The organism is Dictyobacter halimunensis (assembly GCF_036245075.1).
In genome coordinates this window covers 635953-649186 of record NZ_BSRI01000002.1, presented here as the reverse complement: position 1 = coordinate 649186, position 13234 = coordinate 635953, and the positions used below count along the sequence as shown (strand labels likewise).

The window sequence follows — 13234 nt, the reverse complement described above, 5'->3', positions numbered from 1 at the left end:
GTGTTATACTGATTGGGCGTTCCCCCGGAGATGGGAGGAAACGTTTACTTCTATTTAATAAAAAAGAACCTCTCTAATTGTTCAGGGAAGGTAGGCTTAGATAATTGACGACTCAAGAACCACTTGATCATGTAGCGACGGCCGCGGCAGAGACGATTGCTGTGTTGTCGGTTGACGATATTGCCCGCGCCCTTGCTGCCGAGCTCAATCTTGGTCCGGGACAGATCGCACGCACGATCACTCTTATCGATGAAGGCAATACGACGCCATTTATCGCGCGGTATCGTAAAGAGGTAACGGGTAGCCTAGACGAGGTGCAGATTCAGGCTATTGCCGACCGGGCAGCGGCGTTGCGGGCGCTGTTTGAGCGCAAGCAGGACGTGCATCGGCTGATTGGGGGACAGGGTAAGCTGACTCCAGAACTGGCCGCGCAGATTGAGGCGGCAAAGACGTTGCAGGAGGTTGAGGATCTCTATCTTCCGTATCGACCGAAGCGCAAGACGCGTGCCAGCGTTGCGCGTGAAAAAGGCCTGGCCCCGCTGGCCGAAATCATCTTACGTCAGCAGGAGATAAAGGGAGATGTCCAGGCGGTGCTGGAAGAGCACGCGCAGCCATTTCTGGACGCCGAGAAAGGGGTCGATACCAGTCTGGAAGCCTATGCCGGAGCCAGTGATATCGTGGCGGAAATGATCGCTGAAGATGCCAATGTGCGTGGTTCGGTGCGTACCACCTTCTTCAAGGCCTCCGCTGTGGGCGCGCGCGTGACCGATCCCGAGAAGGTAGCGGAGAAAGATCCAAATGGCGTCTACCGGCTCTACTATGAATTTAATGAGAATGTGACGAAGCTGGTGCCCCATCGCGTGCTGGCTCTCAATCGTGGTGAGCGCGAAGATGTGCTGCGCGTCAATATCTCACTCCCCTATGAGCAGGCTCAGCGGGACATTACGACCCATTATCCGATCAAGGCCACGTCGCCGTTTGCTCCAATGTTGAGCGAGGCGATGGAGGATGGCTATAAACGCCTGCTTTCACCCGCGATGGAGCGTGAGGTGCGCGTGGAACTGACGCGCAAAGCTGAAGAGCATGCTATCAATGTCTTTGCCACCAACCTGCGTAACCTGTTGCTCCAACCCCCCTTGCGCGGCAAAAAGGTGCTGGGCATTGATCCGGGCTACCGTACGGGTTGTAAGCTTACCATTGTGGATGAGACGGGCAAATATATTACCTCCGATACCATGTATCTGCACCAGGCTGATCGGGCGCGCAAGCTGCTACGGCAGATGTTGACCGATTATCAGATTACCGTGGTCGCCATTGGTAACGGCACGGCCTCGCGCGAGACCGAACAACTGGTGGCCGACCTTTTGCGGGAGCTGGCCGAACACAACCGGGAGGCGGAAACGATCGGATATATGATCGTTAACGAGGCGGGCGCCTCGGTCTACTCGGCCTCGGAGGCCGCGCGCGAAGAGTTTCCCTCTCTGGACGCGACCCAGCGTGGCACCATTTCGATCGCGCGCCGCTTGCAGGATCCCCTGGCCGAACTGGTGAAGATCGATCCCAAGGCCGTGGGTGTTGGGCTCTATCAGCATGATGTGGATCAAAAGGAGCTGGCGGCGGCACTGGAGCGGGTGGTGGCTTCGTGTGTCAATTTCGCCGGTGTTGAGGTCAATTCGGCTTCGGCTGCCCTGCTGAAGCACGTCTCCGGCATCAATACACGTGTCGCCAACGCGATTGTGAAGTACCGTGAGGCCAACGGCCCGTTTAAGACGCGCAAGGAGCTACTGAAGGTGACGGGTCTGGGCCAGGCTACCTTTGTGCAGGCGGCCGGCTTCCTGAAGATCGCCAATGGCAGTGAACTGCTGGATAATACGTTCATCCACCCCGAAAGTTACGAGGCGGCACGCGCGCTGCTTAAGATGCTGCCCGAAGGTGATCAGAAGAACGCCAGACCGGCCGAGCGCATCGCGCAGTTCCGGCAATTTATCAAGCTGCAGCATAGCCTGGGCCGCTCAAATCGCAATCGGGGCAACGCCGGTGCGTCCGGTGAAGCCGCGGCCTGGCGCGACCTGGCGGAAAAGATCGGTGTAGGTCTGCCGACGCTCAATGATATCCTGGAAAACCTGGAGAAGCCCGGACTCGATCCTCGCGATGAGCTACCCGCGCCTATCCTGCGGCACGATGTGTTGAAGATGGAGGACCTGCAGCCGGGTATGCTCTTGCAGGGAACGGTGCGCAATGTCGTTGATTTTGGCGCCTTTGTCGATATCGGCGTCAAGCACGATGGACTGGTCCACGTCTCTGAGATGGCTGACCGCTTTGTACGTGATCCGCTCAGCGTGGTCTCGGTGGGTCAGGTGGTACAGGTGCGCGTGCTGGATATCGACATCAAGCGTAGCCGGATACAATTGAGTATGCGTAACATCAACGGATAAGACAAGTGCAAAAGGAATTGGAGAAATCGGGCATGGCAAAAGAGACGTATAGTTTTGAGCGTTACCTCAATGTGCGTACCGCTTTCGGACCACATTTTTCTCCGGATGGCCAGAAGCTAAGTTTCTTGACCAACATTACCGGTGTGGCGGAGGTCTGGAGCGTCGACTTGAATATGCAGGCCGCGACACCATCCTGGCCAGAGCAACTGACATTTCGTGGTGAGCGCGTGTCTGGCGCGGTATATGCTCCACATGAGGACACCATCCTGGTGGCGGGCGATATCGGTGGCAATGAACGGGCTCAACTCTTTTTGCTGGCGGGTGATGGTTCGCGGCTGACCGCGCTGACCTCAAACCTTGAGGTGATGCATATCTTTGGTGATTGGTCCCCCGATGGGCGCTACATCACCTACAGCAGCAATGAGCGCGACGCCCGTTACTTCGATATCTATGAAATGGAGATCGCTAGCGGTGAGCAGCGCTTACTGCTGCAGCACGATGGGACCAACTATGCCCATCGCTATTCTCCAGATGGCTCACAGATCTATTTGACGCGCTGGCTCTCCAACACGCGGAGCCAGCTGCTGCTGGTGGATCGCGCAACCGCAACCGAGCGGGCGCTGACTCCCGAAATGAATCTGGAGGGGCGTGGGGCGGTTTATCACTCGGCGGCATGGTCAGCCGATCGCCAGGGACTTTATCTCTTGAGCAACCATGAGCGCCAGTTTCGTTCACTGGCTTACCTGGATCTGTCAACCCTGGCTATGCGCTATCTGGGTGAAAATCGCTGGGATGTAGAGCTGTTGGAAGTGACCAGAGACGGCACCCGGCTGGCGATGGTTATGAATGAGGATGGCTATTCCACGCTGTCGCTGTTCGATATCTCGCAGGGTTGGGAGCAACGACGATCGTTGTTGACGCCGACTCTTCCTCGTGGCGTCATCTATGATTTAACCTGGTCTGAAGATGGTTCACGGCTGGCTTTATCGTATGCTACCGCTGACGATGCCATGGATGTCTGGGTCTGGGATCTGGAGGCGGGCGCGATCGTGCGCGCGACCCACAGCTCTCGCGGCGGCATCCCGCAAACATCCTTTGTCAATCCTACCCTGGTGCACTATCCCACCTTTGATGGTCGTGAGATCCCCGGCTTTCTTTATCTGCCCACGGGACAGCAAAAGCAGTTGCCTGTCATTATCAATGTTCATGGTGGGCCAGAGGGGCAGGCGCGTCCCATCTTTGATCCGGTAACCCAGTATTTTGTGTCCCAGGGATTTGCCGTGCTGGCTCCAAATGTGCGCGGCAGCACTGGCTATGGATATGATTATCAGAGCCTGGACGATGTACGCCTGCGCATGGACTCTGTGGCTGATCTGCAGCACGCGGCCCTCTGGCTGCGCGATAGTGGTATCGCTGACAGCAAGCGTATCGTCGTGATGGGTGGGAGCTATGGCGGCTTCATGGTTTTGTCGGCGATTACCACCTATCCCGATCTGTGGGCCGCGGCCGTTGATATTGTGGGCATCGCCAACTTTGTCACCTTCCTGGAAAACACGGGACCCTGGCGCCGCAAGCTGCGTGAATCCGAGTATGGTAGCCTTGAGAACGATCGCGAGTTCCTGGAGCAGATTTCACCGATCCGTTCCGTCGATAAGATCACCGCTCCGCTGTTTGTAGTACATGGCGCCAATGATCCACGCGTTCCCGTTGGCGAGGCTGAACAGATTGTTGCTGCACTCCAGCGCCGTCAGGTCCCGGTGGAATACCTGCGTTTTGAAGACGAGGGTCATGGTTTGATTAAACGCAGCAATCGGCTGCTGGCCTATCCCGCTATCGCCCGCTTTCTGGAGCAGCAACTCTCCTAGAGAGTGTTTTACTCTCGTCATCTTAGGGGCACATGAACGCCCCCACACGCGCGGCCGCTACGCGGCCGCGCTGGTTTTTTTATGTTAGTGCATGGGGGCGTATCTGCGCCCCCATGCACTAACATAAAAAAATCGGTTCTGAGCGCCACAGGTGCTCACCGGTTATGTGTGGTGGTGTGACAGGGGCGCATGTGCGTACCTCAGGCACCAACATAAAACAGAATCATGAGTACTGCAGGTGCGAAATCGGTTATGTGTGGTGGTGTGACAGGGGCGCGCATGCGCCCCAACGAGATGAGACTTGAAACAAAAAGAGGCAAGACACCTGTACAGGTGTCTTGCCTCTTTTTGTTTCAAGTGGTACCCATTATGGGTGAAATGTGTATCTTGTAGAGAGAAGAGCAACGTAATACTAGTACGGATGGCGTGTGCCAGGTTACACGAATCCGTTACCGAAACAGCGCGGTCGATTTTATCGATGGCGTTATTCATGTTATCCACCATCATAAATAGGAAATGAATTGGCAGCGTGGCTTCTTCTAAACCTCCTTAAGAAATATGTAGTGATACACCTTTAGATGGTTTGACATAATATGGAGTAAGAAGAAAGTACTGTGGATAGTACGGTGCGTGGTGAAACGCGGTAAACTACAGCTAGTTTAACTCCAAGGCGACGTTTGTTTTCCCGACTTAGGTTGATGGTTGTCTATTTCTGACTGCGAACGTGGATGTGGCGGCCCGAAATATTTATGAAAGAAAGCAATTTCACAGCTACAGAGTTGTGATGATATAGAGCGCTTTTTTTTTATACCTATACAGTGCTGATGAGACAGCATTTTCTTTTCTTGTTTACAGATAGTTCTCTTTTTATGGGAACTGGCATCGAGATCTTAGTAATAGAACAACCTGTTTTTGGCGAGGTGAAGGTATGGATGATAAAGCTAGTCGCCGCATGAAGCCGGGCAATTGGAGGCGTCAACAGCGACTGATACATGATTATGTGCGGAGGATAGGACAATTTTTTCTGCACCACCGTAATGCTGCTCTTACATGTACACTCATTATAGTTCTATGCGTATTACTGCTTGCTATCTGTTCGCGGCTACCGGCACCTGATGCCAGTGATCCGAGCGATGGATCACAGGTTGTGGACTACACGACCCTGATGCATCAATTGCAAAGTGGAAATGTTTCGGCGGTGGCCATTCAAGATAATGATGTTCATGTCTTGCTTAAATATCCGCTTCAATCAACTAAAAATATACCTAAAAATGCAAAAGAGACTCAGATTGATCCTGCAGGATGGTATACTTACCTGGCTAATAATGGCAACACCCTGGCTGCTTCACAGGATACGACCGCTTTTGTGCAGCATACGCTTTATGTGCGCATCCCGGCTGGTAGCAAAGATCTGCTCATGAGCCAGCTGGCGTCTTCGCATGTTGATGTTCACGTTCTTTCTACGCCACAGCCATCTTTGCTCTTCACTATGTTGCTGCGCTTCGCGCCTTTACTACTGTTGCTTGGTCTGCTGCTGGTGTTTTTTGTGCTGCGGAACAGGCAAAATCCATCTGGCTCTATGGATGACCGCATCAATCAGGTTGGTAAGAGCCGGGCCAGGCGCTTTGATCGCTTGCCCGAAGGTGCATCACCTCCGCCGACGCAAGCCCATAATGCGAAGCCCCTCTCTGGTATGCGTGGTTCCGCTACGGCCGCGAGCAAATCAAGTGCGACGCCGATCATCAATATTCCTTCGGTGACGTTCGCCGATGTCGCTGGTATCGATGAAGTTAAATCTGAGCTGGTGGAGATGGTGCAGTTTCTGCGCGAGCCGGAGAAATTCAGCCGTCTGGGGGCTCACATTCCTCGTGGCGCTTTGCTGGTGGGTTCTCCTGGTACCGGCAAGACCCTGCTGGCCAAAGCAGTCGCGGGCGAAGCGCATGTTCCCTTTTTTAGTATCAGTGCCTCTGAATTTGTTGAGATGTTTGTCGGAGTCGGAGCTAGCCGCGTGCGCGATCTTTTCCAGCAGGCGCGCCGCGTAGCACCGTGCGTGATCTTTATCGATGAGATGGATGCGGTAGGGCGCAAGCGTTCTCTGCGTGCCGCGGGTAACGACGAGCGCGACCAGACGCTGAACCAGCTGCTGGTTGAACTGGACGGTTTTGATGCGCGGCAGGCTGTGATCGTGATGGCGGCCACCAACCGGGTAGATATCCTGGATAAAGCACTGCTGCGACCCGGTCGTTTTGATCGGCGCATCACGGTGTCTCCGCCGGATCGTGTTGGCCGCGAAGCCATCTTGCGCGTACATTCGCGTCAGACACCGCTGGCTCTGGATGTCTCGTTAGAGCGCCTGGCTCGCCTGACCACTGGCATGACTGGCGCCGATCTCGCTAACCTTGTGAACGAGGCCGCCCTCTCCGCGGCGCGAAGAGATTTAATGGCGGTCACCCACGAATGTTTCGAAGAGGCACTGGCCCGTATTCAGCTGGGCGCGTTACGACCCCTGGTGATGAGTGAGGATGAGCGCCGCATTATTGCCGTTCATGAAGGCGGCCATGCCCTGGTTGCGCATCACCTTCCCGAAGCTGATCGCGTGAATCGCGTGACCATTTTGCCGCGCGGACAGAGCCTGGGCGTGACGCAGTTTAGCGCCGAGATGGATCGTTATAACTATAGCCGTGAAACGCTGATGGCGCGGATCGCGGTCGGTCTGGGAGGTCGGGTAGCGGAAGAGCTGACCTTTGGAGCAGAACGGGTGACCACCGGGGCGGAAAATGATTTGCAGGTGGTGACCGACCTGGCTCGTAAGATGGTTACGCGTTGGGGAATGAGTGAGCGCGTAGGCGTAATGTTCGCGGACTATCGTCCTGAAGAATCCTATGAGCTCAATCTGCGTCAGATCGATCCGGATGCGGTCCCGGCACAGGCCAGGACCCTGGTCGCTGACGCGCAGGGCAATTTGCATCTGCATGGCACGGCCCGGTCCATTCCAGACCGATACTATGCGCAAACGTTGCCCTCCAGGTCCACCAGTGGTGTAACGATGAACTCTCTAGTTGACGCGGAGGTCCAGCGTATCCTGCAAGACGGTCATACCATGGCTCGTGCCATCCTTACCGAACATGGTGATATGCTGGCGACGCTGGCTGGTGCGTTGATAGAATACGAGCAGCTTGATCGCGATCAGTTTGAAGCCGTTGTCGCGCAGGCATAATTGTACGCTGAAGAGAGAGGCTCCAACCAGTCTACTATGGTTGGAGCCTCTTTTTTTGCACCTCTTTTTTTGTGTTACGTCTCGGATACCAGCAGATCTTCATTCGGATGCGTATCTTTTTTGCCGTGGATAATTTTGTCCAGCCGCCCACCTACCAGGTCCAGTGCTTGCTCTACGAAGGCAATTACATCATCTTTGCGTCCCTGTTTATAAAAGCTGTCCATGGCGCCAAGGCACTGCTGCGCCAGTTGAGGATCATAGTCTTGCAGTTCGCGCAGCAGCCACTTGCCCGCCCCAAGCCAATGGCGACGTGAGCTGAGTACAAGGTTGATGGCGCCAACGATCACAGAAAACGCGACGATATTGCTCTCGTACCAATCCTTTGAGCCAATAAAATCGTCAAGCTGATCCGTCAGTTCATTGCGATGCATGTCTAGTTCTTCCTGCGACATCGCCTCTGGGCCATAGCGTAGCACCTGCCAGGCTTCATCCTGGATCTGTAGCGCCAATCCCGTTGGATCTTTTAAAATGATGCCGTGCGCGCACATATGCGTCAGCACCGGACGACGGCGTTGGATTTCTAGCTTGAAGAGCTTGCGACAGGCCTCATGGGAATAAAACAAAACGTCGATCGCGCGCCCGAACGCGTTTAGCGACTCTTCATAGACCGACTGCGTCTTATCGACGATTACCAAAATGTCCAGATCCGATGTATCTGTTTCTTCTCCTCGAGAAGCGCTTCCGGCAAGAATAGCGGCCTTACAATTCGGGAACGTTTGCTGCACAAAGGCACGTGCGATATCAACAGAGTTCATGGGTCCTCCCTTATGTGCTAGGATATTCAAGCACTATCCTTTATCGGATCATCGGGCAGAAATATTGATATATTGAAATGTTGAGGACTTGATCTCTCCTCTGAATATGCTTTTTGGCCGGGCTAAAATCAGATTGGGGATAACGAGAGCGGCAAAAAATGACGCACCTCAGCGCCGCTCTGTCCGTATGGTGGTGACTCACATGCTGGTTGGTGTATGGTGTGGGGGATCTGCGGCGGCGTGACCACGCAGCGAGCTACGAGCAAGCGATGTCGTACATTGCCTGTCAGTGCTCGCTATTTATGCTATGTTATTGCGAACGTCGCGCGTAGAGTCAACGCCGCCTGTTGATAAACGCCTGTTAAAAACGACAGGTAAGTACAATAGCACTCATGTCGTCGGGTTTGGAGCGAATTGTCTGGCTACGGTCTTCATGGGAACGTTGGCGGGCGCTTTCAACGAGGACGCGGGATGCGGATGAACGTGGGTTCGTCCTTATAATATCTTCAATCTCTTCGTCGGTCAGATTATCGTGAATGCCATCTGTACAGAGAAGGATGCGATCTCCTGGTCGTATGCTTACTTTGTCGGTATGAATGGTTGGTGGTATAGGGCCGCCCAGGGCCTGGGTAATACCGCCACGCAACCGGAAGTAGTTGTACTCGACCTCAGAAAGTTGATCGGCTCGCATTGCCTGGTCGATGCGGAATGCATGGTATTCGTTAACGATCTGATTTTCAACCAGCTTGGTCAGGAGACCATCATCGCTGGTGAGCCGCTTGATACGCTCGTCTCCACGTAGTAGATAAACGCGGCTATCTCCCACATGCGCATAGACCATTGTGTATTCGTGAGAACCTGGCTGGCGGCAAAAAGCGGCCAGTGCGACGGTGGTGGCCAGATCATCTGTGCCCGCACGCCGGGCGCCACCGGTGCGTACCTGTTCATCTGATTTCAGGATCAGGTCTTCCAGGATCTTGCAGAGATCACGTTTATTGCAATCTTCTAGAAATGTATAGATCTTGCGCCGGTGAGGATTTCTGGTCATTATCAGCTTCCATGCCTCGCGCGTAGAGTTCGCGGCTGTCTGCGAAGCAATTTCAGCGGCTGCGCTGCCTCCTACGCCATCAAAGACTGCGAAGAGACCCCCGATCTCGTCGACGATCATGCAGTCTTCATTACGGTTTGGGTGGCGTTCGTTGGCGATGCTGCGACTAGAAGTAGCGAAAGGTGATCGCTTATGAAGATGATGGATAGTAGTACGCTTATTATGTCTGGTTTGGTGTGGCATCTTCGTCGATTGCTGCCTTTCGAATGATTTTACTATAGATGTTGTACTTTTTCTCATCACTTGATAATTCATGTCTATACCATTTACAATAGAACAGACCGCTTGGTCCAGGAATACCTTTAAAGCTGATCCTCTACATCCTTATACATGCTCTACTTTGTCACAACCCCTGATGTGCCTGCCGCATATAGTGCTGGTTCGCTGGATTAACATATGTGGCGAACCGTTGTGTGGGTCGCATAAACTTATTGTGTGCAAGTATAGCAGATCGTAGGATGAAAAGAAAAGGGTTTTGCACTCCCGAATATCATTTCAATGGATCAGATTACATATTCTTAGAAAATTCTCAAATAGCATTTTCGTATGTTGTTGATAGATGGAAAAGTGTATTTCCCGTTCTTTTTCGATCTTTTGATACGCTGAAATTCCCAGAATGGCAATCATACTCTCTTTCATTGACGGATGATAGAGCCAGGTATTAAGCGTGTCGTGGTCAAGCTCTATATGGTATTGCAATCCATAAGCGCAACGCCCATGGCGGAAGGCCTGGTTTTCCGTATTCGCGCTGGTCGCCAGGAGCCGGGCGCCTGGCGGCAGATCAAATGTATCCTCATGCCAGTGGAACACCTTCTGATAGCCTGGCAGGCCAGCGAACAAAGGATCTTGCTGACCGGAGCTCGTCAACTGGACATCAAAGAAGCCGATCTCCGTCATGATATGCTGGCGCACCTGCCCTCCCAATACATCCGCCAGCAATTGAGCTCCCAGGCAGATGCCCAGATAGGGAATCTCCTGCGCTACGATTGTGCGTAGCCAGGCTTTTTCCTGAACCAGGTATGGGTATGCTTGTTCGGCATAGACATGTTGCGAACCACCTAACGCGATAACTGCCGTATAGGTTGATGGATCAGGAAGGGTTGCTTTCTCGACCTCTATGACATCATGGGTGATGCTATGGGCTTCCAGAAGCTCACCCAGGTATCCTTTGGGGTCCTCTTGTTCATGTTGTAGCACCAGGATTCTCTGCACAGTCCTTGCTCCTTCCTGTTCCACATACACAATAATCGATAACTATCCCGGCAACCTGAATGCCAGATATCAACAGGTGTATTTGTCGCCGTTTCCCTGGCCTTTTTTTAGTAATACAGTGAATGGTAAGAAAAAGAGACAAATCTATGACGTAATTTCTACAGGGGAGAAGAATCATGCGTTGTCAGATAGATTCTCCCCCATATAGTTAACGTTAAAGATCAGCCTCTCTTGTAACCACGCCTGTTTGGTCCTATAGATTTAGGAGTTTTGGGCTACTGAGGTTGAGGATCCTAGAGCAGTGATTTCGACATTCCAGCTTTCACCACCATCCAGTGTGAGGGGCCAGAGAAAGGTGAAATTGCTTCCCTGGTGGGTGCGTTCAAAGCCTGCCTCTGAACCGGTGACCGTGTCGATAGAGAAGCGCCACAGGTTAGCCGGCTGGCTGAGCGCGATACCCAGGTCCTGCTGTAACCAGTTGTTGCCGACATGTATCGAGCTCACATTGGAGACTTCGCCACTGCTATCAAAGCTGTGGCTCTCCAGTTGTTGGCCATCAACGGTGCAGTAGGCCTGTGGATTGCCGCCACCACCAAGCAGATTGATATTGAATTCCGTGGCAAACATGCTCTGAAGCCGAGCCTGCCCCCGATTGGTGACCTGGTAGCGGATGACCAGTTTCTCTTCCCCTTTGGGAACAAAGATGGTTTTGGTCAGGGAGACTGGCAGGGGGCTCAGGGCACCGGGACGTTTGACCATTCCCTCGCGGCTCAACACGACGGTGATGCCCGCCTCGTCCTGCTTGACGTCGGCCTGATACGGTTCATTGGCGAAGTTGCCCTGCTCCTCGTAGCGCACCTGCGCGTAGCTGGAGAGAGGCAGGCCCGCGGGCAAGAAATGATCTACCAGGCTACTGCGGCGATAGCGATCCATTACCAGGTGTTGGTCGAGGTCGGCCTCTTTGGTGCGGATGGTGCTGTGTGGATTGCCAGGATCACCGCTGGCCGGGGTCTCTTCTTTCGTGGTCGCGTGGCGACGACGTTCCTGCTCATAGGTGCGTAGCGTCTGGTGATAGCTCTCCTCCTGCCTGGTCATGACGCTGAGCATATTATGGGCGCTGCGCCGCAGATCCCATTCAAACAGGCTCCCGCCATGCTGTGGATCCAGGTAGAGGTTTTGCTGATCGCTCTCAATGATCAACTGCTGCAGCGTGTTGCGCTCGAAATCAGTGAATTCGTAGCGCTGCCAGGATTGCTGGCCATGGTTGATGCGATCGGCGGCGTTTTCGGCTTTGATCAGGTGATGATAGATGGCTGAGCGCACATGGGCCATATAGATGCCCCCGAAGAGGCCATGCCAGTAGGTATCGTTGGCCTGGGCTTTGAGCAGATGGGTCAGGCCGGTCTCTTCATTTCCACCCGCGGCATAGACGGTGTCGTGCACGCGTAGCATCTTTTTATGCTGGTTATTAATCTCTGGATAGCGAACCAGGAAGCTGCGCCAGAAGCCGCCGCGCATAAACTGGATAATGTCGCTGCGGTGCTCGCTTTCCAGTTGATGTAGGAGTTGAGAGAACTGATACGAGCGCTGTGGGGGAAGGGCCCACTCGGTCATCTCGATATATGATGAGGTTGGGATATAGACGCGTCCCAGGGCCGCGTGCTGGTTCGCATACTCGCCCAGTGGCGTGGTCTGCAGCCAGCCGCTATTCTCTTCCAGAGCAGTGAAGAACTGATCGACCCAGCCGGAGTGGCCGTCGGGTCCCCAGCAGTATGGGTGGGTGTCGGGCCAGCTCCCAAATTTCTCGCCATCGTCGCCCATGACCACGATGCGATCCCCCGCCGTGGTGGCCAGTGTGCGCAACGTCTCGATGGTTTCCTGGGGAGGACGCCAGGGGATCGTATAGCGCAGTGACTGGCTGGTCGCATAGACCTTCAGAATGCCGGTCTGATCCTCGGTGGCATAGTAGCCATAGAGATCCTTATCTTCCAGGCCCACATTCTTAAAATGGATATCGTCCAGAATCGTCCACTGGATGCCCGCCTCAGTTAAGTAGCGTGGTAGGCTGGGCTCCCAGACGCGTTCGGCCAGCCACATGCCGGTGGGACGTGTGCCGAAGTCGGCCTCGACGCGCTCCGTCAGGCGGCGAATCTGGGTAACTTTGTCGTTATCTGGAATCGATGGCAGAATCGGCTCGTAGTAACCGCCACCGACAATCTCAACCTGTTGGCGTGCTACCAGGGCGGCGACTCGACTCAGAAACTCTGGATGTGCTTCTTCCAACCAATCCAGGAGTGATCCCGTATAATGGAGTGAGAGACGTACACCGGGATGCCGTTCCAGGGCCTCGATCATGGGTAAGTAAGATTCTTCAAATACCTGCTGAAATACCCAGGGGAAGTTTCCGACTGGCTGGTGGTTATGTAAAAGCAGTCCGATATGGATGCTTTTTTGCTGCTCTGGAGCTGTTGTCATGTTCTCTTTAACCTCTGTATTTTGTATGCATAGCTTCTACTATGTACGGTGTTATAGTATAGTTTTCTCAGCTTGATTTCAAGACGATATTCCTCAAGCGATAGTAT

The 13234-nt window shown here is 53.7% G+C and carries 7 protein-coding genes; 3 read left to right on the top strand and 4 right to left on the bottom strand.

Translation table 11 applies throughout. The features are described from left to right. The first annotated feature begins 161 nt into the window (after window positions 1-161). The 3 genes from AABA21_RS16735 to ftsH all read left to right on the top strand — a co-directional run bounded on the left by AABA21_RS16735 (window position 162) and on the right by ftsH (window position 7517). On the top strand, window positions 162-2435 hold the full coding sequence (locus tag AABA21_RS16735) for a Tex family protein (protein ID WP_420917196.1): 2274 nt from the start codon (window positions 162-164) through the stop codon (window positions 2433-2435). A gap of 32 nt (window positions 2436-2467) precedes the next feature. Beyond that, window positions 2468-4300, top strand: coding sequence for a S9 family peptidase (locus AABA21_RS16730; protein WP_338252078.1), 1833 nt, complete (start codon window positions 2468-2470; stop codon window positions 4298-4300). A 928-nt stretch (window positions 4301-5228) separates the two neighbouring features. Next, a complete protein-coding gene (gene ftsH / locus AABA21_RS16725; protein ID WP_338252076.1) occupies window positions 5229-7517 on the top strand; it encodes an ATP-dependent zinc metalloprotease FtsH in 2289 nt (762 codons plus the stop codon). 74 nt (window positions 7518-7591) lie between these two features. Here ftsH and AABA21_RS16720 read toward each other — a convergent pair whose 3' ends face one another. The 4 genes from AABA21_RS16720 to AABA21_RS16705 form a co-directional block, all read right to left on the bottom strand. Next, on the bottom strand, window positions 7592-8332 hold the full coding sequence (locus tag AABA21_RS16720) for a nucleotidyltransferase domain-containing protein (RefSeq protein ID WP_338252074.1): 741 nt from the start codon (window positions 8330-8332) through the stop codon (window positions 7592-7594). A gap of 361 nt (window positions 8333-8693) precedes the next feature. Then, window positions 8694-9500 carry a PP2C family protein-serine/threonine phosphatase gene (locus AABA21_RS16715; protein WP_338252073.1) on the bottom strand — a complete coding sequence of 269 codons (807 nt, stop codon included), beginning with the start codon at window positions 9498-9500 and terminating at the stop codon, window positions 8694-8696. A 435-nt stretch (window positions 9501-9935) separates the two neighbouring features. Next, on the bottom strand, window positions 9936-10652 hold the full coding sequence (locus AABA21_RS16710; protein WP_338252071.1) for a type 1 glutamine amidotransferase: 717 nt from the start codon (window positions 10650-10652) through the stop codon (window positions 9936-9938). 261 nt (window positions 10653-10913) lie between these two features. Beyond that, window positions 10914-13127 carry an alpha-amylase/4-alpha-glucanotransferase domain-containing protein gene (locus tag AABA21_RS16705; protein ID WP_338252069.1) on the bottom strand — a complete coding sequence of 738 codons (2214 nt, stop codon included), beginning with the start codon at window positions 13125-13127 and terminating at the stop codon, window positions 10914-10916. Between the last annotated feature and the right edge of the window lie 107 nt (window positions 13128-13234).